The sequence below is a fragment of the Hydrogenophaga sp. IBVHS1 genome, assembly GCF_002127265.1.
Lineage (GTDB): Bacteria > Pseudomonadota > Gammaproteobacteria > Burkholderiales > Burkholderiaceae_C > Hydrogenophaga.
The window spans coordinates 1,572,785-1,598,672 of the sequence record NZ_NFUU01000001.1; the positions used below are offsets into that span (position 1 = coordinate 1,572,785).

At 64.0% G+C, this 25,888-nt stretch carries 24 protein-coding genes and 2 tRNA genes; 17 read left to right on the top strand and 9 right to left on the bottom strand.

The window, feature by feature from the left end:
• The first annotated feature begins 79 nt into the window (after positions 1-79).
• Positions 80-2,416: an ATP-dependent Clp protease ATP-binding subunit ClpA gene (clpA, locus tag CAP37_RS07560; protein ID WP_086123615.1), complete on the top strand. Its 2,337-nt coding sequence runs from the start codon at positions 80-82 to the stop codon at positions 2,414-2,416.
• 73 nt (positions 2,417-2,489) lie between these two features.
• On the opposite strand, the gene CAP37_RS07565 is transcribed toward clpA, so the two are convergent.
• Both CAP37_RS07565 and CAP37_RS07570 read right to left on the bottom strand, forming a co-directional pair.
• Positions 2,490-2,975, bottom strand: coding sequence for a DUF1499 domain-containing protein (locus CAP37_RS07565; protein ID WP_086123616.1), 486 nt, complete (start codon positions 2,973-2,975; stop codon positions 2,490-2,492).
• A gap of 9 nt (positions 2,976-2,984) precedes the next feature.
• Positions 2,985-4,532 carry a helicase HerA-like C-terminal domain-containing protein gene (locus CAP37_RS07570; RefSeq protein WP_086123617.1) on the bottom strand — a complete coding sequence of 516 codons (1,548 nt, stop codon included), beginning with the start codon at positions 4,530-4,532 and terminating at the stop codon, positions 2,985-2,987.
• A gap of 102 nt (positions 4,533-4,634) precedes the next feature.
• Between CAP37_RS07570 and CAP37_RS07575 the strand changes: the two genes are divergently transcribed.
• The 9 genes from CAP37_RS07575 to CAP37_RS07615 are packed head-to-tail and all read left to right on the top strand — an operon-like array spanning position 4,635 to position 12,157.
• Complete coding sequence (locus tag CAP37_RS07575) at positions 4,635-5,360, top strand: YebC/PmpR family DNA-binding transcriptional regulator (protein WP_086123618.1); 726 nt, start codon at positions 4,635-4,637, stop codon at positions 5,358-5,360.
• Complete coding sequence (purD, locus tag CAP37_RS07580) at positions 5,357-6,631, top strand: phosphoribosylamine--glycine ligase (protein ID WP_086123619.1); 1,275 nt, start codon at positions 5,357-5,359, stop codon at positions 6,629-6,631. The genes CAP37_RS07575 and purD overlap by 4 nt, the downstream gene beginning before the upstream one ends.
• Before the next feature lie 5 nt (positions 6,632-6,636).
• On the top strand, positions 6,637-7,269 hold the full coding sequence (locus CAP37_RS07585) for a 1-acyl-sn-glycerol-3-phosphate acyltransferase (RefSeq protein WP_086123620.1): 633 nt from the start codon (positions 6,637-6,639) through the stop codon (positions 7,267-7,269).
• Between the two features lie 2 nt (positions 7,270-7,271).
• On the top strand, positions 7,272-8,189 hold the full coding sequence (gene hemF, locus CAP37_RS07590; RefSeq protein WP_086123621.1) for an oxygen-dependent coproporphyrinogen oxidase: 918 nt from the start codon (positions 7,272-7,274) through the stop codon (positions 8,187-8,189).
• The gene (nadD, locus tag CAP37_RS07595; RefSeq protein WP_086123622.1) at positions 8,189-8,821 is read left to right on the top strand and encodes a nicotinate (nicotinamide) nucleotide adenylyltransferase; all 633 of its coding nucleotides are present in this window, start codon (positions 8,189-8,191) and stop codon (positions 8,819-8,821) included. Before hemF ends, nadD begins: the two co-directional genes overlap by 1 nt.
• The gene (rsfS, locus tag CAP37_RS07600) at positions 8,818-9,474 is read left to right on the top strand and encodes a ribosome silencing factor (RefSeq protein WP_086123623.1); all 657 of its coding nucleotides are present in this window, start codon (positions 8,818-8,820) and stop codon (positions 9,472-9,474) included. Before nadD ends, rsfS begins: the two co-directional genes overlap by 4 nt.
• Positions 9,471-9,938 (top strand): 23S rRNA (pseudouridine(1915)-N(3))-methyltransferase RlmH, encoded by a 468-nt coding sequence (rlmH, locus tag CAP37_RS07605; protein ID WP_086123624.1) that lies wholly within the window; start codon positions 9,471-9,473, stop codon positions 9,936-9,938. Before rsfS ends, rlmH begins: the two co-directional genes overlap by 4 nt.
• Positions 9,935-10,552: a nucleoside triphosphate pyrophosphatase gene (locus tag CAP37_RS07610; RefSeq protein ID WP_086123625.1), complete on the top strand. Its 618-nt coding sequence runs from the start codon at positions 9,935-9,937 to the stop codon at positions 10,550-10,552. Before rlmH ends, CAP37_RS07610 begins: the two co-directional genes overlap by 4 nt.
• Positions 10,553-10,585: 33 nt before the next feature.
• A complete protein-coding gene (locus tag CAP37_RS07615; RefSeq protein ID WP_086123626.1) occupies positions 10,586-12,157 on the top strand; it encodes an Rne/Rng family ribonuclease in 1,572 nt (523 codons plus the stop codon).
• Between the two features lie 15 nt (positions 12,158-12,172).
• Here the strand turns inward: CAP37_RS07615 and msbA are convergent, their stop codons facing one another.
• Positions 12,173-13,921: a lipid A export permease/ATP-binding protein MsbA gene (msbA, locus tag CAP37_RS07620; protein WP_256926993.1), complete on the bottom strand. Its 1,749-nt coding sequence runs from the start codon at positions 13,919-13,921 to the stop codon at positions 12,173-12,175.
• A gap of 254 nt (positions 13,922-14,175) precedes the next feature.
• Between msbA and tolB the strand changes: the two genes are divergently transcribed.
• The 7 genes from tolB (at position 14,176) to CAP37_RS07655 (ending at position 19,231) form a co-directional block, all read left to right on the top strand.
• Positions 14,176-15,492, top strand: coding sequence for a Tol-Pal system beta propeller repeat protein TolB (gene tolB, locus CAP37_RS07625; protein ID WP_086123628.1), 1,317 nt, complete (start codon positions 14,176-14,178; stop codon positions 15,490-15,492).
• A 146-nt stretch (positions 15,493-15,638) separates the two neighbouring features.
• A complete protein-coding gene (gene pal, locus CAP37_RS07630; RefSeq protein ID WP_086124871.1) occupies positions 15,639-16,163 on the top strand; it encodes a peptidoglycan-associated lipoprotein Pal in 525 nt (174 codons plus the stop codon).
• Positions 16,164-16,171: 8 nt separating this feature from the next.
• Positions 16,172-16,951 (top strand): tol-pal system protein YbgF, encoded by a 780-nt coding sequence (ybgF, locus tag CAP37_RS07635; RefSeq protein ID WP_256926908.1) that lies wholly within the window; start codon positions 16,172-16,174, stop codon positions 16,949-16,951.
• Between the two features lie 64 nt (positions 16,952-17,015).
• A complete protein-coding gene (locus tag CAP37_RS07640; protein WP_086124874.1) occupies positions 17,016-18,128 on the top strand; it encodes a YeeE/YedE family protein in 1,113 nt (370 codons plus the stop codon).
• Positions 18,125-18,961, top strand: coding sequence for a ThiF family adenylyltransferase (locus CAP37_RS07645; RefSeq protein WP_256926909.1), 837 nt, complete (start codon positions 18,125-18,127; stop codon positions 18,959-18,961). The genes CAP37_RS07640 and CAP37_RS07645 overlap by 4 nt, the downstream gene beginning before the upstream one ends.
• Positions 18,962-19,036: 75 nt before the next feature.
• Positions 19,037-19,112: transfer RNA gene (locus CAP37_RS07650), tRNA-Lys, on the top strand.
• Positions 19,113-19,155: 43 nt separating this feature from the next.
• Positions 19,156-19,231, top strand: a tRNA-Lys gene (locus CAP37_RS07655).
• 66 nt (positions 19,232-19,297) lie between these two features.
• Here the strand turns inward: CAP37_RS07655 and CAP37_RS07660 are convergent.
• The 6 genes from CAP37_RS07660 to CAP37_RS07690 form a co-directional block, all read right to left on the bottom strand.
• Complete coding sequence (locus CAP37_RS07660; protein WP_143435900.1) at positions 19,298-20,056, bottom strand: hypothetical protein; 759 nt, start codon at positions 20,054-20,056, stop codon at positions 19,298-19,300.
• 332 nt (positions 20,057-20,388) lie between these two features.
• Positions 20,389-20,637 (bottom strand): GlsB/YeaQ/YmgE family stress response membrane protein, encoded by a 249-nt coding sequence (locus CAP37_RS07670; RefSeq protein WP_086123631.1) that lies wholly within the window; start codon positions 20,635-20,637, stop codon positions 20,389-20,391.
• A gap of 43 nt (positions 20,638-20,680) precedes the next feature.
• Complete coding sequence (locus CAP37_RS07675) at positions 20,681-22,627, bottom strand: ABC-F family ATP-binding cassette domain-containing protein (protein WP_086123632.1); 1,947 nt, start codon at positions 22,625-22,627, stop codon at positions 20,681-20,683.
• Positions 22,624-23,517, bottom strand: a complete 894-nt coding sequence (gene prmB, locus CAP37_RS07680; protein WP_086124875.1) for a 50S ribosomal protein L3 N(5)-glutamine methyltransferase — start codon at positions 23,515-23,517, stop codon at positions 22,624-22,626. The genes CAP37_RS07675 and prmB overlap by 4 nt, the downstream gene beginning before the upstream one ends.
• Positions 23,518-23,529: 12 nt before the next feature.
• Entirely contained in the window at positions 23,530-24,702 is a 1,173-nt protein-coding gene (gene dapE, locus CAP37_RS07685; RefSeq protein WP_086123633.1) for a succinyl-diaminopimelate desuccinylase, read from the bottom strand.
• A 10-nt stretch (positions 24,703-24,712) separates the two neighbouring features.
• Positions 24,713-25,873 carry a PilT/PilU family type 4a pilus ATPase gene (locus CAP37_RS07690; RefSeq protein WP_086123634.1) on the bottom strand — a complete coding sequence of 387 codons (1,161 nt, stop codon included), beginning with the start codon at positions 25,871-25,873 and terminating at the stop codon, positions 24,713-24,715.
• Between the last annotated feature and the right edge of the window lie 15 nt (positions 25,874-25,888).

A 25,888-nucleotide genomic window follows, 5' to 3' on the forward strand; every position in this document is an offset into this window, starting at 1 on the left:
ACCCCATCTTGACTCAGTACCCCATACTTGTACCCAGCCGATTGCTCATCAAATCATCCCCATCCCAAAGGACGTGCCCATGATTGCCCAGGAACTTGAAGTCAGCTTGCATATGGCCTTCGTGGAGGCCCGGCAGCAGCGGCACGAATTCATCACCGTCGAGCACCTGCTGCTCGCGCTGCTCGACAACCCCAGCGCCGCGGAGGTGTTGCGCGCGTGTTCGGCCAACATCGACGACCTGCGCAAGTCCCTGACGAACTTCATCAAGGACAACACGCCCCAGGTTGCCGGCACCGATGAGGTGGATACGCAGCCCACGCTGGGATTCCAGCGCGTGATTCAGCGGGCCATCATGCACGTGCAGTCCACCGGCAACGGCAAGAAAGAAGTGACCGGCGCCAACGTGCTGGTCGCCATCTTTGGCGAAAAGGACTCGCACGCGGTGTATTACCTCCACCAGCAGGGCGTGACCCGGCTGGACGTGGTGAACTTCATCGCCCACGGCATCCGCAAGAGCGACCCGCCCGAGCCCACCAAGTCGGGCGAAAGCGCGGCCGAGAACGAGGAAGCGGGGGAAGCCAAGGGCAACGAGAAGGCTTCGCCGCTGGAGCAGTTCACCCAGAACCTGAACCAGCTCGCCAAAGACGGCAAGATCGATCCGTTGATCGGCCGTGAGTACGAAGTCGAACGTGTGATCCAGATCCTGTGCCGCCGCCGCAAGAACAACCCGCTGTTGGTGGGCGAAGCCGGCGTGGGCAAAACCGCGATCGCCGAGGGCCTGGCCTGGCGCATCACGCAGGGCGACGTGCCAGAAATTCTGGCGGAGTCCGCCGTGTACTCGCTGGACATGGGTGCTCTGCTGGCCGGCACCAAGTACCGCGGTGATTTCGAGCAGCGCCTCAAGGGTGTGCTCAAGTCGCTCAAGGACAAGCCCAACGCAATCCTCTTCATCGACGAAATCCACACCTTGATCGGTGCCGGTGCTGCTTCCGGCGGCACGCTGGACGCTTCCAACCTTCTGAAGCCGGCGCTCTCCAGTGGCCAGCTCAAGTGCATCGGTGCGACCACGTTCACAGAGTACCGTGGCATTTTCGAGAAGGACGCGGCGCTTTCCCGTCGCTTCCAGAAGATCGATGTGGTGGAGCCCACCGTGGAACAAACGGTGGACATCTTGAAGGGTTTGAAGTCTCGCTTCGAGGAGCACCACAACGTCAAGTACGCCCTGGCTGCCCTGCAGGCGGCGGCGGAGTTGAGCGCCAAGTACATCAACGACCGTCACCTGCCCGACAAGGCCATTGACGTGATCGACGAGGCGGGCGCTGCCCAACGCATCCTGCCGGTGTCCAAGCGCAAGAAGACCATCAGCAAGGCTGAGGTCGAGGAAATTGTGGCCAAGATCGCCCGGATTCCGCCCGCCAATGTGTCCAACGACGACCGCAGCAAGCTTCAGACGCTGGAGCGCGATCTCAAGAGCGTGGTGTTCGGCCAGGACAAGGCGCTGGAGATCCTTGCCTCGTCCGTCAAGATGGCGCGCTCGGGCCTGGGCAAGAGCGACAAGCCGATTGGATCATTCCTGTTCAGCGGCCCCACGGGCGTGGGCAAGACCGAAGCCGCCAAGCAGCTCGCCTACATCATGGGCATCGACCTGATCCGCTTCGACATGTCGGAGTACATGGAACGCCATGCTGTGAGTCGTCTGATCGGCGCGCCTCCCGGTTACGTGGGATTCGACCAGGGTGGCCTCCTGACTGAAGCGGTGACCAAGAAGCCGCACTGCGTGCTGCTGCTTGACGAAATCGAGAAGGCACACCCGGACATCTTCAATGTGCTGCTGCAGGTGATGGACCACGGCACGCTGACGGACAACAACGGGCGCAAGGCCGACTTCCGAAACGTCATCATCATCATGACGACCAACGCCGGCGCTGAGACGATGAACAAGGCGACCATTGGTTTCACCAACCCGCGCGAAGCGGGCGACGAGATGGCCGATATCAAGCGCCTGTTCACGCCCGAGTTCCGCAACCGTCTGGACGCGACAGTGGGCTTCAAGGCGCTTGATGAGAACATCATCATGCGCGTGGTCGACAAGTTCTTGCTGCAGCTCGAGACGCAACTGGCCGAGAAGAAGGTCGAGGTCACTTTCACCGACGCGTTGCGCAAGCACCTCGCCAAGAAGGGCTTCGATCCGCTGATGGGTGCGCGCCCGATGCAGCGCCTGATCCAGGACACGATCCGCCGTGCGCTGGCCGACGAACTGCTGTTCGGTCGCCTGACCGAAGGCGGACGCCTTACGGTGGACATCGAGACCAAACTCGACGAAGCGGGCAAGGAAGTGCAGGAAGTGCTGCTCGACATCCAGCCCCTGCAGAAGAAAGAGGGCAAGGCCAAGCCAGAGGAAGCCACAGCAGGCTAAGGCGCTCGCGCCACCACCCGTCAAAAGGCCCGGTCGTTCCGGGCCTTTTGCTTTTACAGGCCTTGCCTGGGCTTCAGGGCGCGGACAGGTAGGCCGATCGTATGGATTCGATGCGTTGGCGGTTGACGCCAAAATCCTCCCGCCCGAGCCGGCTGGCACTGCGCAGCTCGATCACTCCGGTGGACGGGTTGGCCCAGAACTCCAGGTCGTCAACAAACTTGAGCCAACGTGTCTGTGCCTGGGCGTAGAGGTATTCCGGACGCCGCTCGATTACCGTGATGCCGGGCATACCGGACAGCACGCGTTCGAGCACCTGCAGGGAGTCGGTGGCGTTCAAGCGTTTGGATGGCAGTGGCTCGATGTTGGCGTAGCCGCGCTGAGGGTGGTCGGCATGGGCGTCGGCCTGGCTGCTGACGCTGTTGCGGGTAAAGGAGGGGGGCTTGAGCCGTCCGTCCTTGACACCCAGATCGGCGGGGCGTCGACCGCTGAGCATGCCGAACTGCGCTGCAGCCACCACCAACGCAACGACCAGCGCGAGAACAAACAGAGCGATTTTCATGATCGCCCTTCAGCGCTTGCCACCAAGCAGCCCACCGAGAACGCCGCGCAGGATTTGCCGCCCCAGTCCGCTGGCCACCGTGCGCGCCGCGGTCTTGGCCATCGTCTGGACGAGACCGTCGTACTGTCCTCCGCGCGGACCAGTGCGGCCGAACAGCGCTTCGTTGACCATGCCGCCAATGCCGCCCCCTGCTGCGGCTTCGGCTTCCGGTTTTGCTGCCCCGGGAATGCGTGGCGTCCGCGTGGCCTTGGGTTCCTCCGGCGCCGCCTCTTCACCGCGTTTGCCGGCATGGTTGGCGAACATCTCGTAGGCGCTCTCACGGTCGAGCAATTTTTCATAGACCCCCGCCACCAGCGACGTCTGGCGCAGCTGCTGTCGCTGGGCGTCGGTGATGGGGCCGAGCTGGCTGCCAGGCGGGATGACAAACACGCGCTCGGTCTCGCTGGGGCGGCCCTTGGCATCGAGCAGGCTCACCAGGGCCTCACCCACGGCGAGTTCGGTGATCGCCGCTTCGATGTCCAGTCCGGCCTTGGGCCGCATGGTCTGTGCGGTTGACTTCACCGCCTTCTGATCGCGGGGGGTGAAGGCGCGCAGCGCATGCTGCACCCGGTTGCCCAGCTGGCCCAGCACGCTGTCGGGAATGTCCAGCGGGTTCTGCGTCACGAAATAGACGCCGACGCCCTTGGAACGCACCAGGCGCACCACCAGCTCGATGCGTTCGATGAGCACCTTGGGTGCCTCGTTGAAAAGCAGATGCGCCTCATCGAAAAAGAAGACCAGCTTGGGTTTGTCAGGGTCGCCAATCTCGGGCAAGGTCTCGAACAGTTCGGAAAGCATCCACAGCAGGAAGGTGGCGTACAGGCGCGGCGCGTTCATGAGCTTGTCGGCCGCCAGGATGTTGATCACACCCTTGCCGTCCACTGTCTGCATGAAATCGCTGATGTCGAGCATGGGTTCGCCAAAAAACTGGTCGCCACCTTGCTGTTCCACCTGCATCAATCCGCGCTGAATGGCGCCGATGCTGGCCGCGCTGATGTTGCCGTACTCGGTGGTGAACTGCTTGGCGTTGTCGCCGATGTGCTGCAGCATGGCCCGCAGGTCCTTCATGTCCAGCAGCAGCAGGCCGTTGTCGTCGGCGATCTTGAACACGAGGTTGAGCACGCCGGCCTGCGTGTCGTTCAGGTTGAGCATGCGCGCGAGCAGCAGCGGGCCCATGTCGCTGATGGTGGCGCGCACGGGATGGCCGAGCTCGCCGAACACGTCCCACAGCGTGGTGGGGCAGGCCTGAGAGGCAGGCGGGGTGATGCCGCGGTCCTGCAATACCTTGGTCAGCTTCTCGCCAAAGCTGCCCTTCTGGCTGATGCCCGACAGATCGCCTTTCACGTCGGCCATGAACACGGGTACCCCGATGTTGGAGAACTGCTCGGCCAAGGTCTGTAGCGTCACGGTCTTGCCGGTGCCCGTGGCGCCGGTGATGAGGCCGTGGCGGTTGGCCAGCCCAGGCAGCAACTGGCAGGTGGTGTTGGCGTTCTGGGCGATCAGCATCGGTTCGGCCATGGTCGGGTCTTCCTGGAGTGGCGTTGTTCGGGGCGGGGCGGGTGAAAACGTAAAATCGCAGGCTTATTAGATCAAAGCCAGAACGGGCTGAAGGACAATTTCGTGGCCGGACACAGCAAATGGGCAAATATTCAGCACCGCAAAGGTCGCCAGGACGAGAAGCGCGGCAAGATCTGGACACGTGTCATTCGTGAAATCACAGTGGCCGCGCGCCAGGGCGGTGGCGACCCGACCATGAACCCGCGGCTCCGGTTGGCGATCGACAAGGCCAAGGCCGCGAACATGCCCGCCGACCGCATCAAGTACAACGTCGACAAGGCCTCGGGCAACCTGGAAGGCCAGGCGCTGGAAGAAATCCGCTACGAGGGCTACGGCATCGGTGGCGCGGCTGTGATTGTCGACACCATGACCGACAACCGCGTTCGCACCGTGGCCGAAGTGCGCCACGCCTTCAGCAAGTACGGTGGCAATCTGGGCACCGATGGCTCGGTTTCATTCCAGTTCAAACACTGCGGCCAGTTGATCTTCGCCCCCGGAACTTCGGAAGACAAGGTCATGGAGATTGCGCTGGAAGCAGGCGCGGAGGACGTCATCAGCGACGACGAGGGCGCCATTGAAGTGCTGACATCGCCAATGGACTTTGAGGCGGTGAAGAACGCCCTGGAAGCGGCGGGTCTCAAACCCGAGGTGGCCGAGGTCACCATGCGTGCCGAGAACAGCATCGAGCTTGCCGGCGACGATGCAGTGCGCATGCAGAAACTGCTGGATGTGCTTGAGGACCTTGACGACGTGCAGGACGTGTTCCACAACGCCGAGATCACCGCATGAAAGTCCTTGTCATCGGTGGAGGAGGCCGCGAACATGCCCTGGCCTGGAAGCTCAAGCAATCCGAGGGCGTGAAAGAAGTCTTTGTGGCGCCGGGCAACGCCGGCACCGCACGCGACCCAGACCTGACCAATCTTGCGCTGACCGACAAGGTGGCGCTGCGCGAATGGGTTCAGGCCAATGCCATTCAACTCACGGTGGTGGGCCCGGAAGCCCCGTTGGCTGCTGGGGTGGTGGACGAGTTCCGCGCCCATGGCCTGCCCATTTTTGGGCCCACCAGGTCGGCGGCGCAACTCGAAAGCTCCAAAGCTTTTTCAAAAGCTTTCATGGAGCGTCATGGCATCCCCACGGCAAAGTACCAGACCTTCACCGACCCAGCCGGCGCTCATGCCTATGTGAGCGCCCAAGGCGCACCCATCGTCATCAAGGCCGACGGCCTGGCCGCAGGCAAGGGCGTGGTGGTGGCCCTGACGGACGCCGAGGCGCACGACGCCATCGATTTCATGCTGGTGGACAACACGCTCGGTGTGGCGCACAACGAAGGCGGCGCACGAGTGGTGATCGAGGAATTCCTTGAAGGCGAAGAAGCCAGTTTCATTGTGTTGTGCGACGGCGAGCACGCCTTGCCACTGGCCACCAGCCAGGACCACAAGCGCCTGCTGGACGCCGACCAGGGGCCCAACACGGGCGGCATGGGCGCCTATTCGCCCGCGCCAGTGGTGACACCGGCCGTGCACGAGCGGGCCATGAACGAGGTGATCCTGCCCACGCTGCGCGGCATGAAGGCCGATGGCATTCCGTACACGGGCTTTCTTTATGCGGGCCTCATGATCACGCCGGATGGACGAGTGAAGACGCTGGAGTTCAACTGCCGCATGGGCGACCCGGAAACCCAACCCATCATGATGCGCCTGCGCAGCAATCTGGCGCAGGTGCTTCTGTCCGCCACACGGGGCGAGCTCGATCGCATCACGCTGGATTGGAATCCACGCGTCGCGCTCGGCGTGGTAATGGCCGCCGCAGGCTATCCACTGAATCCACGCAAGGGCGACGGAATCACGGGATTGCCCGCCGATGCGCCAGACTGCATGGTGTTCCACGCCGGCACCGCGACGGCCGGCGAACAGATTCAGGTCTCAGGTGGGCGCGTGCTGTGCGTCACCGCCCTGGCGGACACGGTGGCCCTGGCGCGCGAACGCGCTTACGAGGCGGTGGGGGCCATCGCATTTGACGGCATGCAGTACCGGCGCGACATCGGGTACCGCGCACTTTGAACGCGATGTCCGACTATCCTGGGCCACACGAAGTTCGATTCAAGGGCTCGGCGCTGGCGCGATGGCTTCTGGGTTGCGCTGGCTGGAAACTGCAATACGAAGGTTTTCCATCGCTGCAGGGCGTGGCCATCGTCTACCCTCATACCAGCAACTGGGACTTCGTGGTGATGATCCTGGCGAAGTGGGCGATCGGCATACCCGCCCGCTTCTGGAGCAAGGATTCCCTGTTTCGGATTCCGCTGCTCGGGCGGTGGCTGAGCTGGCTTGGCGGTGTCGCACTGCAGCGCGGATCGCCTCAGGGCATGGTTGGCAACATGGTGGAGCTCATGGCACAGCACAGGCGCGAAGGCAAGGTGCTCTGGCTGGCGCTTTCCCCGGAAGGCACGCGCCGTCGCATGCCCGGCTGGCGAAGCGGCTTCTACCGCGTGGCGCTGGGTGCAGACGTGCCGCTGGCGCTGGTTCACCTCGATTACAGTCACAAACTGGTGAAAGTCATGGATTTCTTGCGCATGAGCGGTGACGTCAACGCTGACTACGCGCGCATCGCCGCAGCCTACGAAGGCGTGGGCGGATTGCGACGAGACGGTGCCAGCCCGGTGCAACCCTTGCCCAAGCCTCTTTCTGCCGATACGGTGTGAGCATGCAACAGACCCCCCAGTCCCTGGTTCGTGAATACCTCGTCGACTTGCAGGAGCGCATCATCTCGACGGTGGCGCTGGTCGATGGGGGCCGTTTCTTGGTGGATGCCTGGACCAAACCGCGTGGTGAAACGCTGCAAGGCAACGGTGTGACGCAGATTCTTGAAGACGGCGCCGTTTTCGAGCGCGCAGGCTGCGGTTTTTCCCACGTGACCGGACCGCGCCTGCCGCCCTCGGCCACCCAGCACCGGCCTGAACTGAGCGGTGCGCCGTTCGAGGCCATGGGCGTTTCGCTGGTGTTCCACCCACGCAATCCCTACGTACCCACGGTCCACATGAACGTGCGCATGCTCGCGGCCACGCCCGTTGGCGGCGAGCCGGTGTGCTGGTTCGGCGGCGGCATGGACCTCACGCCCTACTATGGCTTCGAGGAAGACGCGGTGCATTTCCACCGCTCGGTGAAGCAGGCGCTTGATCCCTTTGGTGTCGACAAATACCCGCGATTCAAGAAATGGTGCGACGAGTATTTCTATCTGAAGCACCGAGATGAGCAACGCGGCATTGGAGGTGTGTTCTTTGATGATTTCTCGGAGCTCGGGTTTGATGGCAGCTTCGCCATGATGAGTTCGGTCGGCGACGCCTTTCTGGACGCCTACCTGCCCATCGTGGACCGGCGCAAGAACACGCCCTATGGCGAACGCGAGCGCAGCTTCCAGCTTTACAGGCGTGGCCGCTATGTCGAATTCAACCTGGTGTGGGATCGGGGCACGCACTTTGGTCTTCAATCGGGCGGGCGCAGCGAGTCCATCCTGCTGTCGATGCCACCGCTCGTCAGTTGGGCCTACAACCGCAAGACAAAAAAAGGCACGCCGGAAGAGCGCCTTTACAAGGATTTTCTGGTGCGCAAGGACTGGATCTGATGGCCGCCAGGCGCGTGGGTATGTTCGGTGGCGCGTTCGATCCACCCCACCGCGCTCACCGTGCGCTGGCTGAAACGGCCCTTGAGCAGCTCGGGCTGGACGTGTTGCACGTCCTGCCCACGGGGCAGGCCTGGCACAAATCGCGCACGCTTTCCCCTGCAAAAGACCGCCTGGCCATGTGCGAACTGGCCTTTGGCGATTTGTCGCGCGTGGTGCTCGACGAGCGGGAAATTCGTCGCGAGGGGCCGAGCTACACCGCTGACACCCTGAGCGAGCTTCAGCGCGAGTACCCGGGCGCCGAGCTTTTTCTGGTGCTGGGTGCCGATCAGTTGCTGGCCTTCAAAACCTGGGTGCGCTGGCAGGAAGTGCTGCAACTCGCCTCGCTGGCGGTGGCCAACCGCGCCGCAGAAATCGGCGCTCATGCACCGCTGGACCAGACCGCCGAAGCCGACCTGTCGGCGGTCGACCTGCCTTTTCATTCACTCCGGATGCCGCTGAAAAACATCAGCGCGACCGATGTTCGGGCCCGAGTGGGCCAGTCGACCCTGCCCACGGGGGCGCTTGACGTTCTGGTGCCAGAGGCCGTCGCAAGCTATATTTCACAACACCACCTTTACCAGCCTCCTACATGACCAGCGAAACCACAGCCAAAAAAGACATCCAGAAACTCCAGCGCGCCATCGTCGACGGGCTGGAGGACGTGAAGGGTCAGGACATCGTGGTTTTCAATACCGAGCACCTCTCTCCCCTGTTCGAGCGAGTCATTGTCGCCAGCGGCACTTCCAACCGTCAGACCAAGGCCCTGGCCGCCAGCGTTCGCGACGCGGTGCGCGAAGCCGGGTTCGACAAGCCGCGCATCGAGGGTGAGGAAAACGGCGAATGGATCATCGTGGACTGCGGTGCCGCAGTAGCGCACGTGATGCAGCCGGTGATCCGCCAGTACTACCGACTGGAAGAAATCTGGGGCGCCAAGCCGGTGCGCGTGAAACACGGTGCGGCGAAACCAGCCGTCCCCGTGAAAGCGCCGGCAAAGAAGAAAGCATCCAAGGCACCTGAAGCTGCCCCGGTGTCCGCCCGGGCCGTGGCACGAAAAGCCGCTTCCAAGGCCGCTCCTGCACCCGCAGCCAAGAAGGCACCGGCCCGCAAGGCCGCACCCCAGCGTGTGCCGACCAAGACGTCTTCGCCCAAGAAGGTGGTGGTGGTGGGCAAACCTGTGGCGAAGAAAACGGCCGCCAAGCCAGCAGCCCGCACCAGCAGCAAACCGGCCGCCAAGAAGAAGGCATGAAGCTGTTGATCGTCGCGGTCGGGCAGCGGGTGCCTGACTGGGCCCAGATCGCCTACGACGATTACGCAAAGCGCTTTCCGCCCGAGCTGCGGGTGGAAATCAAGACCGTCAAGACCGAACCTCGGGCCTCCAGAACCCTGGAAACCTTGCTTGCGGCCGAGCGCGAACGCATCGAGGCGGCCATTCCTCGGGGCAGCCGGGTGGTGGCGCTCGACGAGCGTGGCACTTCGCTCACCACCAAGGCCCTGGCCCAGCAGCTGCAGCAGTGGCAACTCGAGAGCGATGACGTGGCGCTGGTAATTGGTGGCCCCGATGGACTCGATCCCGCCTTCCGCGCCGCCGCGCACCAGCGCATTCGCCTGTCGGACTTGACGCTGCCGCATGCCATGGTGCGCGTCCTGCTGATTGAGCAGCTCTACCGCGCCTGGTCGGTCAACGCCAATCACCCCTACCACCGCGAATGAGCGACTTCATCTACCTTGCTTCGCAAAGCCCGCGTCGCCTGCAGTTGCTCGAGCAGTGGGGCGTTCGTTGCGAACTGTTGCTGCCCGATGCCAGCGAGGATGCGGAAGCACTGGAGGTCGTGTTGCCGCGCGAGGCGCCGGCAGCATATGTCCAGCGCGTCACGCATCTCAAGTTGCAGGCGTCACTGGCCCGCTTGAAGCGCCGCGGTCTGCCATCCGCGCCGGTGTTGTGTGCCGACACCACCGTGGCGCTGGGCCGGCGCATCCTGGGCAAGCCTGCCGATGGCTCCGAGGCGCGACGCATGCTCGCTGAACTCTCGGGCCATCGCCATCGCGTGCTCACCGCCGTCGCCATCGGCCGACCGGGCGCACGCGCCAACCGCACCTGGGCTGCTATTTCCACGTCGTGGGTGACCTTCGAGCCCTTGAGCCCTGCGCGCATCCGTCGATATGTCGACAGTGGCGAGCCCATGGACAAGGCCGGTGCCTATGCCATTCAGGGCAAGGCGGGACTCTGGGTCAGCCACATCAGCGGTAGTTATTCGGGCATCATGGGCCTGCCTGCGCACGAGACCGCGAGGGTGCTCGAAGCCGCCGGCGTTCGGCTGGACTGAATCCATTACAACGATGCCACGGAGACGGCCACCATGAGCCAGGACATTCTGATCAACTGGTCACCGCAGGAGACGCGCGTCGCCGTGGTGGAGCAGGGCGCCGCGCAGGAAGTGCACCTTGAACGCACACTGGAGCGAGGTCTGGTGGGCAACATCTACCTGGGAAAGGTCTCGCGCGTGCTGCCCGGCATGCAGTCAGCCTTTATCGACATCGGCCTGGACCGCGCTGCTTTCCTGCATGTGGCCGACCTCATGCCCAATATTGCCGCCAAACACGCTGCGCCTCGTGAACGCGCGCCGCTTTCTGCGGCGCTCGATGCCGAGGCAGCCGCGCCCGCCGTGCCGGCCGCGGTCGTCAACAGCGCACCGAAAGTGCTCACGCCCAATCCTGTTCTGCCGATCGAACGGCAGATCTTTGAAGGCCAAGCGCTGATGGTCCAGGTTCTCAAGGATCCCATCGGCACCAAGGGTGCCCGCCTCACGGCGCAAATCAGCATTGCGGGGCGCCTGCTGGTGTTCCTGCCGCAAGACAACCACATCGGTGTGTCGCAGAAAATTCCACCCGCCCAGCGAGAGGCCCTGCGCCAGCGCCTCGTTCGGCTGACAGCCACCACCGACGGCACCCCCGCAGGCGGCTTCATTCTGCGCACCAACGCGGAAGACGCCACCGACGAAGAGCTGGTCGATGACACAGCCTACCTGCGCAAGACCTGGCTGCGCATCAAGGAAGCGTCCACCCGGCAGCCGTCGGCCACGTTGCTGCACGAGGACCTGAACCTGATGCAGCGCGTGCTGCGCGACCTGGTGGGTGCGCAGACGCAGTCGATCCGGATCGATTCGCGCGAGCAGCATGGCCTGCTCACCGCCTTCGCCGCCGAGTTCATGCCCGACACCGTGGCGAAGCTGCAGCACTACAGTGGCGAGCGCCCGATCTTCGACCTGTTCAACATTGACGAGGACATCGTGCGCGCGCTCAGCCGCCGCGTGGACCTCAAGTCCGGCGGGTACCTCGTGATCGACCAGACCGAGGCGCTGACCACGGTGGATGTGAACACCGGCGGTTTCGTGGGTGCTCGCAATTTCGACGACACGGTCTACCGCACCAACCTGGAGGCAGCCCAGGCCATCGCTCGGCAATTGCGACTGCGCAACCTCGGTGGCATCGTCATCGTGGACTTCATCGACATGGTGCGTGAAGACCATCGGGAATCGGTGCTCTCCGAATTCCGAAAGCAACTCGCGCGCGATCGCGTCAAGACCATGACGGGCGGCTTCTCGCAGCTCGGTCTGGTGGAGATGACGCGCAAGCGGACGCGGGAGTCGCTGGCCCACATGCTCAGCGAATCCTGCGCGGCCTGTTCGGGCCGGGGCGTGGTAAAGACAGCGCGGAGCCTGTGCTACGACATCCTGCGCGAGATCCTGCGCGAGGCTCGTGCCTTCAATCCGCGTGAATTCAGGGTGGTAGCCTCCCCCAAGGTCATCGAGCTTTTCCTGGATGAAGAGCGCGCCCATCTGGCTGGTCTGTCGGACTTCATCGGCAAGCCGATCTCGCTGCAGAGTGAAAATTCGATGACTCAGGAGCAGTACGACATCGTGCTGCTTTGAAGCGGCCGCTGGCGCTCAGCCGCCGGAGCCGAGTCCTTGCGAATGCAGCCGCGCATACAGGCCATCGGCCGCGAGCAACTCCGCATGCGTGCCCTGTTCGGTGATGCGTCCCTCTGCCAGCACCACCACGCGGTCGGCGTGTTCGATGGTGGAAAGCCGGTGCGCAATCACCAGCGTGGTGCGGCCCTTCATCAGGCGGGCCAATGCTTCCTGCACCAACCGTTCAGATTCGTTGTCCAGTGCGGAGGTGGCTTCGTCCAGGATCAGGATGGGTGCGTCCTTGTAGATGGCACGGGCGATGGCGAGCCGCTGGCGCTGCCCGCCCGAGAGTTCGGTGGCGTTGTGACCCACGGTGCTGCGGATGCCCTGGGGCAGGCGCTCCACCAGTTCGCCGAGGTTGGCCGAGGCCAGCGCGGCGTGCACGCGGTCGATGTCGATCTCCGCTTCGGACGCGCCCAGCGCCACGTTGGCCGCCAGTGTGTCGTTGAGCATCACCACGTCCTGGCTGACCATGGCGAACTGTCGGCGCAGGTTGGCCAGGTCCCATTGGGGAAGGGCAACCCCGTCGAGCAATACTTCGCCTTCATCCACTTCCACGAACCGCGGCAGCAGGTTGACCAGGGTGGTCTTGCCCGAGCCCGAAGGCCCCACCAGCGCCAGCACTTCGCCTGGGGTGATGTCGAGCGAAATGCCGCGGAGCGCCGTGCGTCCGTGTTCTTCGGCTTCGCTTTGCTCTGCGCCATCCTTCGAGGGGTAGCGCACCCAGACCGAGCGCAACTGGATCTGTCCGAGCACCCGATCGACACGGTGGCTGCCCCCTGTTTGCTCGGGTGTGTGTTCAATCAGTTCAAGCCCGCGCTCCAGTGCGGCCAGACCGCGCGTGACCGGCGCGGTGATTTCGGCAAGGTGGCGGATCGGCGTGATCAGCATCAGCATGGCGGTGACAAACGCCACGAAGTTGCCCACCGTCACACCGCTGGAACTGCTTTGCCAGAGCGCCACCGCAATCACCGCCGAAAGCGCAGCCGACGCGAGCAATTGCGTGAGCGGCGTCATGGCGGCCATGGCCACGGTCGACTTGAGCGCCAGACGGCGCAGCGCCACGCTGAGCACATCAAAGCGCTCGGACTGGCGCTGCTGCGCACCATGCAGACGCACCATGCGGTGGGCGAGGGCGTTTTCCTCCACCACATAGGCCAGCTCATCGGTGGCCTGCTGGTTGTCGCGCGTGAGCTGGTACAGCCGTCGTGAAAGCACGCGCATGATGAAAATGAGCCCCGGAAACACCATGAGCACAATCAGCGTCAGGCCCCAGTTCAGGTAGAAAAGGTAGCCCAGCAGGGCCAGCACCGTCAGGCTGTCCTTGGTGAGGGTCAGGATGGCCGAGACCAGCATCTGCGAACCGTTCTGCACCTCGTAGACCAGCGTGTTGGACAGCTTGCTCGCGCTCTGGCGCGAGAACAGCGTCATCTGCGCGTCGTTGAGCTTCACAAACATGGCTCGGCGCAGGTTGAGCAAGCCGAGACTGGCGGTGTAAGACAAGGTGTACTGCGCCACGAATCCAGCCAGACCCCGTATGCCGAACAGGCCCATGAGCGCCACCGGCACCGCCCACAGGGGAATGCTGCCTTCGGTGAAGCCACGATCAAGCAGTGTCTTGAGCAAAGCCGGGATCATGGGCTCAGTGAGGGCGCCGATCACGGTGCTCACGGCGGCCAGCACGATGCCCGTCTTGGCCGAGCGGAAATAGGGCCACAGGCGCATGAGGCGCTGCGACAAAGAGCCTTCCAGGGGCTTGTGCAGGGTGTCGGAGTCGGTCAAGAGCGGGTCGATTCGGGAATTTGCGCGGTGCGGCGGAACCATGCGAGTCTGACGGGATCAAGCAGCCACACTCAGCAAAGCTGCGGCTGCGCTCACATCTTGTCACGGAAGGGCGTGAGCCCTCCGTTATTATCAGCCGGTTGGTTTCGGCACTCCAGCCGGGCTGCCACCCTCAGGAAAAGCGACACACACACAGGATGCTGGATTTGACCCGACCCGAAATGCTGGCCCCCCTTCCAAGACGACGCGTGCTCGGCCTGGTTTCCTCCCTGCCTCTGCTCACCTGGCCATTGACGGAGGCTCGTGCGCAGTTTCGCGTGGAAGTCTCTGGCGTTGGCCTGACCCAGTACCCAATATCTGCCGTGGCTTTCCGCGGCAACGACGTGGCCAGCGAGAACATCGCTGCCATCGTGCGCGCCGACCTGGAGCGCAGCGGCCAGTTCCGCTTTGTTGAACCCGTTAGCACCGGTCTGGATGAAACCTCGCGCCCTGATCTCGGCCCTTGGCGTGAAAAGGGCGCCGACTCCCTGCTGACCGGCAGTGTGACCAAGCTTGCCGACGGCCGCTTCGACGTCCGTTTCCGCCTCTGGGACGTGGTGCGCGGGCAGGACCTGGGCGGTCTGAGCTACCCCGTCGGTGCCCAGGACCTGCGTCTGGCCGCCCACCGCGTGGCCGACCACATCTTTGAAAAGATCACGGGCGTCAAAGGTGTGTTTTCAACCCGCATCGCCTACGTCACCAAGGCGGGGCCGCGCTACAACCTGTGGGTGGCCGATGCCGATGGCGAGAATGCCCGCGCCGCGCTCACCAGCCCTGAACCCATCATCTCGCCGAGCTGGGCACCCGGTGGCGCGCAGCTGGCCTATGTGTCGTTCGAAGCGCGCAAGCCGGTGATCTACGCACACGACGTGGCATCGGGCAAGCGCCGCCTGCTGGCGAACTTCAAGGGATCGAACAGCGCGCCCTCCTGGTCGCCCGACGGCCGCTCCGTCGTGGCCACGCTATCGCTCTCGGGCAACACGCAGATTTACGCCATGGACGCCGCTGGCGGTGAACCTCGCCGCCTGAGCCAGACCGCCAGCATCGACACGGAGCCCGTGTTCAGCCCTGATGGCAGCAGCATCTACTTCGTGAGCGATCGCGGAGGTTCGCCGCAGATCTACCGCATGAGCGCGCAGGGTGGCAATGCGCAGCGCCTCACGTTCAACGGCAACTACAACATTTCACCAGCACCCAGCCCGGATGGCCGCTGGCTCGCATTCATCTCGCGCATCGGAGGAGGTTTCCGCCTCCACGTGATGGAGATCGCCAGTGGCACGGTCACGGCGCTGAGTGAATCCAATGCCGACGAAAGCCCGAGCTTTGCCGCCAACAGCCGCATGATCATTTACGCCACGCGCGATCGCGGTCAGGAAGCGCTCATGACCACCACCGTCGACGGCCGCATCAAGACCCGCCTGGCGGGTTCTCAAGGCGACATCCGAGAGCCGGAGTGGGGTCCGTTCCTGCGCTGAACACGCGCTCGCCGGTCGACCTGCTTCCTGCACAGTCACTCCCTTTTTTCAATCCCATTCGATCCAGAGGAAATTCCATGTCCAACACCCCCACATCCACCCGACTTGCTCCCCGTGAACGACTGACCCAGCGCTGGTTGCGCTTGATGGCAGGCGTGGGTCTGGCCGCTGTGCTGGCGGCCTGCAGTTCCGGTGTCAAGCTGGACAACGTGCCGGTGGAAGACCGCGCTGGCACCGCCACGGGCGCAGGCGGCGCCGGTGCCGGTGGTCAGGGTGGCGCGGTCGATCCGCGGGGGGTGTCGGGCGTTTCGGTGGCCGGTTCCGATGCCGCTCAGCCCAACGCCCTGACCCGGGTGGTGTACTTCGACTACGACAGTTTCGAGGTGAAGGCCGAGTTCGCTGCCGCGCTGGAAGCCAACGCGCGCTACCTGAATGCCAACCGCACACGTCGCGTGGGCCTGGAAGGCCACACCGACGAGCGCGGTGGCCGTGAATACAACCTCGCCCTCGGCCAGAAGCGTGCAGAAGCCGTGCGCCGTGCGCTGAGCCTGCTGGGCGTGACCGAGGCGCAAATGGAGGCGGTGAGTTTCGGCGAGGAAAAGCCTGCACAGACCGGTCTGGACGAGGGTGCTTTCGCCAAGAACCGCCGCGTTGAACTCACCTACCGCTGAGCAAGATCGTGAATCAACTGCGCTCCGCATCCGGCCTGCTGGGCTTGTGCTCCATCGTGGTGGCAGCTGCCTGGCCCCTGCATGCCCACGCAATCTTCGGAGACGACGAGGCGCGCAGGGCCATCATCGAACTGCGTCAGAAGGTCGACAAGAACCAGGCAGACACCGCTGCCGCCAATGCGGAGGCCAGAGAGAGCGCTGCCGCCACACGGCGCAGCCTGCTGGAGCTGTCCAACCAGATAGAGCAGTTGCGAGCCGAACTCGCGCGCCTGCGGGGACAAAACGAACAACTCGCGCGTGAAGTCTCGGAGCTGCAGCGGCAGCAAAAGGACGTGCAGGCCGGCGTGGACGAGCGCCTTCGCCGCGTGGAGCCGCTGCGCATCGAGCACGACGGCCAGACCTTCAACGCTGCGCCCAACGAGAAGCGCGACTTCGACGCCGCCATGGACCTGCTGCGCAAGTCTGATTTCGGACCGGCGTCTGCCGCCTACGCGGGCTTCCTGCAGCGCTATCCGTCGAGTGGCTACACGCCTTCCGTGCTGTATTGGCAGGGCAATGCGCAGTACGCGAGCCGAGCCTACAAGGAGTCGGTGGAAAGCCATCGGCGTCTGCTGCGCGATTTTCCTGACCACATGCGCACGCCAGAGGCCATGCTCGCCATGGCCAACAGCCAATACGAGCTGAAGGACGCGAAAGGGGCGCGCAAGACACTCGAAGATCTGGCCAAGGCTTACCCGAATTCAGAAGCTGCGGCCGCCGCGCGCGACCGCATCGCTCGCCTGCGCTGATCAGCGCTGGATCCGCATGCCCTGACGGGCGTGCGGCGGTTGGCCCCCACCTACAATGGCGGCCATGGAAATCGCCGACCTTCTCAAGCTGCAGACCCAGGTGCTCTGGGCTGCCTTCGCTGTGGCCGTGGCCTTTGGCTTCATCGCCCAGCGCACCCATTTCTGCACCATGGGCGCCGTGAGCGACATCGTCAACATGGGCGACTGGACCCGCATGCGCATGTGGGGGATGGCAGTGGGTGTGGCCATGATCGGTTTTTACGGCATGGCCTGGCTCGGCTGGATCGATGCTGGCAAATCGATCTACACCTCCGGTCGCATCATCTGGCTGTCCGCACTCGTGGGCGGTGCCCTGTTCGGGTTCGGCATGGTGCTGGCGTCGGGTTGCGGCAGCAAGACGTTGGTGCGTATCGGTGCCGGCAGCCTCAAATCGCTGGTGGTGTTTTTCGTCATGGGTTTCGCGGCCTTCGCCACGCTGCGCGGTGTCATGGCGGTGTTGCGCGTCAACACCGTGGACCAGGTCGCCTTCGAGATTCCAGCGGGCGGCGCGATCCCGTCGTGGTTTTCTGCAAGCCTGGGGCTGGACCCGGCGATCACCGGCCTGCTGGTGGCCCTGCTGGTGGGTGGAGCCCTGGTGATCTGGGCGCTCGCCGGAGCCGGCTTCCGTACCTTCAACAACCTGCTTGCGGGCCTGGGCATCGGGCTCGTGATTGCGGCCATGTGGTGGGTCAGTGGCAGTTTCGGCTTCGTACCGGAGCACCCGGAGACGCTGGAGGCTGTCTACCTCGCCACCAACACGGGCCGCATGGAGTCGCTCACCTTCACCGCGCCCATGGCCTACACGCTGGACTGGGTCATGTTCTTCAGCGACACCTCCAAGGTGCTCACCTTTGGCGTCGTCACCGTTGTGGGCGTCGTGGTGGGCTCGCTGGTCTGTTCGCTGATCGAAGGCAGTTTCCGCTGGGAGGGCTTTCGCACCACCCAGGACACCGCCTTGCACCTGGCCGGCGCTGCCTGCATGGGCGTAGGAGGCGTGACCGCACTGGGGTGCACGGTGGGACAAGGCCTTTCGGGCTTGTCTACCTTGAGTCTGACCAGCGTGATCGCGGTCACCGGCATTTTGCTGGGAGCTGTGGGCGGTTTCCGGTTCCAGATGTGGCTGCTGGACCGCGAGTGAACGACGCTTCTGCCAGCGAACTGTTCGAGCGCCGCTTCGGTGGGCTGCGTCGGCTCTATGGCCTTGAAGGCTCGCAGCGCATTTTTGATGCGCACGTGGTGGTCGTCGGTATTGGCGGTGTGGGTTCCTGGACCGTGGAGGCCTTGGCCCGCAGCGGCGTGCGCCGCCTCACGCTCGTTGATATGGACCACGTCTCGGAGTCCAACATCAACCGCCAGATCCACGCGCTGGAGCCCACCCTGGGGCAGGCCAAGGCCGACGCCATGCGCGAGCGCATTTCTCAGTTCCACCCGGCGTGTCGGGTGGACGTCATCGACGACTTCGTGACCCCTGACAACTGGCCTGGTTTGCTGCTTTCCTTGCCCGGCTTGGCAGATCAGATGCCTTCAGCGCTCATTGATGCCTGCGATCAAGTGCGCGCCAAGACCGCGCTGGCCGCTTGGGCCATCGAGCAAGGCGTTCCCTTCGTCTCCGTGGGTGCAGCGGGCGGCAAGCGTCTGGCCCAACAGGTGGAAGTGGCCGATCTCGCCGAGACCACGCACGACCCGCTGCTGGCCCAGCTCCGCTACCGCTTGCGCAAGCAGCACAGTGGAGCGCGTGAAGGCCGCATGGGCGTGACCTGCGTGTTCAGCCGTGAAGCCGTGGCGCCGCCCGATGCAAGCTGCGGCATCGACGCCGGTGATGGCTCGCTGAACTGCCACGGCTATGGCTCGGCTGTGAGCGTGACGGCCACCTTTGGCCTTTGCGCCGCCGGCTGGGTGATGAACGCCCTGGCCGCCGGTGCTGGAAAAAAGACGGCAACGCTTCAAGGCCCTGCCACAATGACGCTATAATTTGAGGCTTCGCGCAGCAGTTCAAAAGACTCGAAGACGGACTCGAACGAGTAGGTTTTCACGCAATCCCCCCGGGGGGCGTTAGCTCAGTTGGTAGAGCAGCGGACTCTTAATCCGTAGGTCGAGTGTTCGAGTCACTCACGCCCCACCACTGTTTTTCTGTGGTTGCCTTCAGGCATCCTTTCCGTTTTGATGGGACGTTAGCTCAGTTGGTAGAGCAGCGGACTTTTAATCCGTTGGTCGGCAGTTCGAGCCTGCCACGTCCTACCATTCGCAAGAGGGGTCCGACCGAGAGGTCGGACCCTTTCTTCGTTTAACAGGGCAGCCGAGAGCGCCTTATCTGGTGCCGGTGAAAATCAGGCCATCGGTGAGGCCGGGGTTCATCACGATTGAATGCAGCGTGGTGCCGTTGAGGTAAGCGTGGCCCGTAAGCACGGTTGCCGGCGGAAACACGCATCCCGCACCGACCGTGATGGTGACGTCGTAGACATTGCCAGATGCGTGCAGGCCTGCCGTGCCAGACAGAGCGCAACCACCCACAGAAGTAGCGGAAATCACACCGTTGGCTGCAACAACAACGGTGGATGCTTCACTGCCGGCACTGAACCCGACGAAGCCGTTGTAGGTGCCCGCCGCGGTCGTCAGGGACGGCGCATTTTCATAGGCAGGCGCGTACGTGCCCGTGAAGGTCACCGCGGGCACACCGCCGCTCACCGTGCCGCTGATGGACGATCGTGGCGTGAATGAAGCGGAGAGTGATCCGATGGTCACGGAGGGAACGTCAAAGTTGAAGTCGCGTGTGGGCGACGCAGTAAAGGTGTTGCCGGTGGTGATCCCATTCCCTACGACCGCACCGGAAATGCCGGTGGGGGGACCACCCGCAGGCCCGGAATACAACGAATAGACGCGTCCGTTGTCCAGAATCAAGGTGGAGACTTCACGGAGCGTCGGTCCAGCACCGGAGGTGCCCACATAAAAACCCGCCGGGCTGGCCAGGGGCGTGGTGGGAGCGGGGGCGGGGCCACCATCGCCACCACACGATGCCAGCATAAGAAGAGATGCAGGCGCGAACAGTTTCAGGAGGAAGTTGTCCACAACATGACCTTTCGGAAAGGATGGTGGAAAGACTATAGGTCGATCCACCTGCCAGCCCCGGCGATAAGGCTGTGCAAGAGGAACTGGATCACGCAAACGGGGTTTGTCTGGTCTCACTCGATGTCGATGTGGGGAGTGAGGGCCGTGGCGCGGCCAATGCCGTTGGACGCGCCGGTGATGACCGCGACCTGATCCTGAAAACGGCCTATGACCGGCTATTGGACGCCGCGTCGATCGCTGTCGGCTTGCGCAGCCAGAGGGCGAGATCTTCGAGAACGGTGTCGATGCGCTGATCGACAGTTTCGCGCGCTACGTGCCCGCGCCCGCAAAACTCACTTCTTCTTCACGAAGCCGTAAATCACCAGCAGGATGATGGCGCCGATCACCGAAGCGATGAAGCCCACGGGTTCACCTTGCTGGTAAAAGCCCAGCGCCGCACCCAGGTAGCCCGCCAGAAAGGCGCCTGCCACGCCGAGGAGGGCGGTCATGATCCAGCCCATGCCGTCGTTGCCGGGTTTGATGGCTCGGGCAATGAAGCCCGCGATGAGACCGATGAACAGGGTTCCGAGAATGGACATCATGGCAGGGGGCCTTCCTTTGAACTGAGGGATCGCGCAGGATACCTCAGGCCCCCGCCGCCTCGATGGCCTCTTGCAGTTCCAGCCATCGCGCCTCCAGGGTCTCGTTCTCGTCGTTCACTGCCTTGAGTCGTTTGCCGGTATCGGCGATTTCCGCCGGGTTGAGCGGCTGGCCCATGGCTGCCTCGAGCCGTTGCTTTTCAAGCGCCAGAGCAGCCATGCGTTTCTCGGTCTGCTCCAGTTCCTTCTTCAGCGGTCTGGCTTTTTCGGCGAGTTGCTGGCGGCGCTGTTTCTGTTCGGCCTCAGGCATTACCACAGGGGTGCGTTGCTGCCCACGCTGCTCCTGCCGCTGGGCTTCGCGAGATTGTTTGGCCATGTCCAGCAGGTAGCGCTGGTAGTCGTCGAGATCGCCATCGAAAGGTTCGATGCCGCCGCGCGAGACCAGCCAGAACTCGTCGCACACGGCACGCAGCAAGGCGCGGTCGTGGCTGACCAGCATCACGGTGCCCTCGAACTCGTTGAGCGCGACCGACAGCGCCTCGCGCGTGGCGAGGTCGAGGTGGTTGGTGGGCTCGTCCAGCAGCAGCAGGTTGGGGCGCTGCCAGACGATCATGCAGAGCACGAGGCGGGCCTTTTCACCGCCGCTCATGCTGCCCACGGTCTGCTTCACCTGGTCACCAGTGAAGTTGAAGTTGCCCAGGAAGCTGCGCAGGTCCTGTTCGCGTGTGGGCTGACCGCTCAGGCGGCCTTCGACAGTGCATTCGCGCACCAGGCGAATCATGTGCTCCAGTGGCGTGTCTGCCGGGCGCAAAACGTCCAGTTCCTGCTGCGCGAAGTAGCCGATGTTCAGGCCCTTGCCCTCGGTGATCTGCCCGGCCAGTGGTTGCAGGTCGCGCGCGATGGTCTTGACCACGGTGGATTTACCCTGGCCGTTGGCGCCCAGAATGCCGATGCGCTGCCCGGCCAGCACCGAGCGGCTGATGTTGCGCACGATCACGGTGGGTTCGCTGCCTTCGTCGGGTGGTGGGTAGCCAAAGCTCGCGTCGGCCATGGCCAGCATGGGGTTGGGCAGGTTCTGCGGCTCGGCGAATTCAAAAGTGAACTCCGCATCGGCCAGCACCGGCCCGATCTTTTCCATGCGCTCCAGAGCCTTCACGCGGCTCTGCGCCTGCTTGGCCTTGCTGGCCTTGGCCTTGAAGCGGTCGATGAACTTCTGCAGATGCGCCATCTTGTCCTGCTGGCGCGAATAGGCCGATTGCTGAAGCGCCATCTGCTCGGCGCGCATGTCCTCGAATCGGCTGTAGTTGCCGCCATAGCGCGTCAGCTGCGCAGCGTGAATGTGCATGGTGACATCGGTGACGGCATCGAGGAACTCGCGGTCATGGCTGATCACGAGCATGGTGCCTTCGTAGCGCTTGAGCCAGGCTTCCAGCCAGACCAGGGCGTCCAGGTCCAGGTGGTTGGTCGGTTCGTCGAGCAGCAGCAAGTCGCTGGGGCACATGAGCGCGCGCGCCAGCTGGAGGCGCATGCGCCAGCCGCCCGAGAAGCTGTCCACCGGGCGTTCGAGTTCGTCGGTGCGAAAGCCCAGGCCGAGGATGAGGGCCTGCGCGCGCGCAGCGGCATCGTGCTCACCGGCGTCGTGCAGCGCCATGTAGGCGTGGGCCATGCGTTCGCCATCACCGCTGTCTTCGGCCGCGCTCACTTCCTGGCGGGCCAGCGACAGGGTCACGTCGCCTTCGATGACGAACTGCGTCGCCGGCATGTCGGTTTCCGGCATGTCCTGCGCCACTTGCGCCATGCGCCATTGCGGGGGAACGTAGAAGTCGCCCTTGTCTTCGTGCAGCGTGTGGTTCAGCAAGCCGAACAGGCTGGATTTGCCAGCGCCGTTGCGACCGACCAGGCCGACTTTTTCGCCGGGATTGATGGTGCAGGAAGCGCCATCGAGCAGCACCTTCGCCCCGCGGCGAAGGACCAGATTTTTCAGGGTGATCATGGGGAAGGCGCCTGCGAAAGGGTGAGCGCCAGAAGGGATTCGTGGGTGAGCAAAAGGACCTGGTCGTCGCCGGCGCTGGTGGTCAGCCAGACGGTTTCCAGATCGGGAAAGGCATTCTCGAATTGCTCGCGCTCGTTGCCGATTTCGAGCACGAGCACGCCGTGGGGATCGAGGTGTGTGGGGGCATCGCGCAGCAGGGCGCGGATGAAATCCATGCCGTCTGTGCCACCGGCCAGCGCGATCTCGGGCTCCGCGCGGTATTCAGCCGGCAGCGCTGCCATGCTGTGCGCGTTCACGTAGGGCGGATTGCACAGGATCAGGTCCCAGGGGCCGGGGCAGGCGGCCAGGCCATCAGACACTACCAGCGTGATGCGGTCTTGCAGCCCATGGCGTTCAACGTTGATGCGGGCCACGGCCAGGGCGTCGGTGGAGATGTCGGCACCCGTGACGCGCACCTCGGGGTAGGCCATGGCGACCAGCACGGCGAGGCTGCCATTGCCCGTGCACAGGTCCAGCACGTCGCGGCTGGCCTCGTTGAGCCAGGGATCGATGGTGCCTTCCACCAGCAATTCGGCGATGAAGCTGCGAGGCACGATCGTGCGCCGGTCGACGTGAAAGGAAACGCCCTGGAGCCAGGCTTCCTGCGTGAGGTAGGCGGCGGGTTCGCGCGTGTCGATGCGGCGCTGGATCAGCGCGTCCACGGCCTTGCGCTCCTCTTCAGAAACCGGGCGGTGCGCAAGCGCATCCACATCGGTGTCCAACGGCAGGCCCAGCTGCCAAAGCACCAGCCAGATGGCTTCATCGCGCGCATTGGTGGTGCCGTGGCCGTAGGCAAGCGGCGCCGCTTCCAGGCGATGGCACGACTGCTGCAGGATGTCAGCGAGGTTCACGGCCACCCTCTCTCACGCGCCGCTTCCGGCCGCGCGCGACAGGTGCTCCAGCGTGCGCCGGTAGACGTTCTTCACCGGCTCGATGTCCGACAGTGCCACGTGTTCATCGATCTTGTGGATGGTGGCATTGGGCGGCCCGAACTCGATCACCTGCGCGCAGACCTGCGCGATGAAGCGCCCGTCACTGGTGCCGCCCGTGGTCGAAAGCGTGGTCTGAACGCCCAGTTCGTCCACGATGGCCTGACGCACAGCGTCCACCAGCGTGCCGGGGGCCGTGAGGAAAGGCCGCCCGCCGAGCGTCCAGGCCAGGTCGTAGTCGGGGCCCTCGGCCAGGCCGTGGCGCTGCAGCAGCTCGCGCACGCGCTGCTGCAGGGCTTCGGGTGTGGATTCGGTGGAGAAGCGGAAGTTGAAATCGATCACCACGGTGCCCGGAATCACATTGCTCGCGCCGGTTCCGCCGTGGATGTTGCTGATCTGCCAGCTGGTGGGTGGGAAGAAGGCGTTGCCTTCGTCCCAGGTGGTGGCCACCAGCTCGGCCAGCGCAGGTGCCGCCAGGTGAATCGGGTTCTTCGCCAGGTGTGGATACGCAATATGGCCTTGCACGCCCTTCACGATGAGCTTGCCGCTGAGGGTGCCCCGTCGGCCGTTTTTGATCATGTCGCCGGTGCGCTCGACCGATGTGGGCTCACCGACGATGCACCAGTCCAGCCGTTCGCCGCGCTGCTTGAGGGTCTGACAGACGACCACGGTGCCGTCCACGGCCGGGCCTTCTTCGTCGCTGGTGAGCAGGAAGGCGATGTCGATGGCCGGCTGCGGGTGGAAAGCCAGGAATTCCTCGCAAGCCACCACCATGGCCGCGAGCGATGTTTTCATGTCGGCGGCGCCGCGACCAAACAACTTGCCGTCGCGGTGGCTGGGCACGAAGGGGTTGCTGGTCCAGGCCTCGAGTGGGCCGGTGGGCACCACGTCGGTGTGGCCGGCAAACACCAGGGTGGGGCGCTGGCCGGTACCGAGGCGGGCCCAGAGGTTGGTCACCCGGAAATCCGCAGGGCCGCTCTCGATCGTCTCGCAGGTGAAGCCCAGTGGCATGAGACGTGCGGCGATCAGCGCCTGGCATCCTTCGTCGTTGGGGGTGACGGAGGAACGGGCGATCAGTTGCTCGGTGAGTCTCAGGGTGGCGGACATGGGGGAGGGGTCAGAACTTCACGTCCAGCGTGAACTCGGTGAAGGTCGCCATGTCGGTGTTTTCTTCTTCGCCCGGGGTGGCGGCGTCTGCGGCCTTGGACGAGTTGAAGTCGTTCTGCAGGCGCCAGAGCAGGTTGTTCGGCGAGTCTGCGTGGGCCAGGCCTTCGTTGCGGGAAACCAGTCCATCGCTGATGAGACGCGAGAGATCCTGTTCAAAGGTCTGTGAGCCCTCGGCCAGCGATTTCTCCATCGCTTCGCGCACGCCGGAAAAATCGGCCTTCTGGATCAGGTCGGCAATCAGCGAGGTGTTGAGCATCACCTCCATGGCGGGCACGCGCCCACCGGTGTGGGTGCGCAGCAGGCGCTGCGAAACAATGGCGCGCAGCGCGGCGGCCAGGTCGCCGAGCATGGTGGGGCGCACCTCCACCGGGTAGAAGCTCAGAATTCGGTTGAGTGCCTGGTAGCTGTTGTTGGCGTGCAGCGTGGCCAGGCACAGGTGGCCCGATTGAGCGTATGCAATGGCGGCCGACATGGTCTCGCGGTCGCGGATCTCGCCGATCAGGATCACGTCGGGAGCCTGGCGCAGTGCGTTTTTCAGGGCGATCTGCAGCGACGCCGTGTCGGGCCCGATCTCGCGCTGGTTCACCACCGACTTCTTGTTGCGGTAGACGTACTCGATAGGGTCTTCGATGGTGAGCACGTGGCCCGTGGTGCGCTCGTTGCGGTAGTCGATCATGGCCGCGAGCGTGGTGCTCTTGCCCGCACCGGTGGCGCCCACCATCAGCACCAGGCCGCGCTTTTCCATCACCAGCTCGGCCAGCACGGGCGCCACATTGAGCGAGTCGAGCGCGGGGATATCGCCCGGCACAAAGCGGATCACCACGGCGATGTGGCCCCGCTGGCGGAACGCGCTTACGCGGAAGTTGCCCAGGCTGTCCAGCGGCACCGCCATGTTGAGCTCGCCGGTCTCGTGCAACTCTTCCATGCGCGTGGCGGGCACGATTTCGGCAAGCAGGTTGCGTGGCGCCTCGGGCGGCAGCACCTGGCTGTTGATGGGAATGGTCTGCCCGTTGATCTTGATCATCGCCGGCGCATGCGCCGTCAGGTACACGTCCGAGGCCTTCTTGTCGGCCATCAGGCGCAGGATGCGTTCCATGGTTCCGCTGCTCATGCCGTGTTCCTTTGT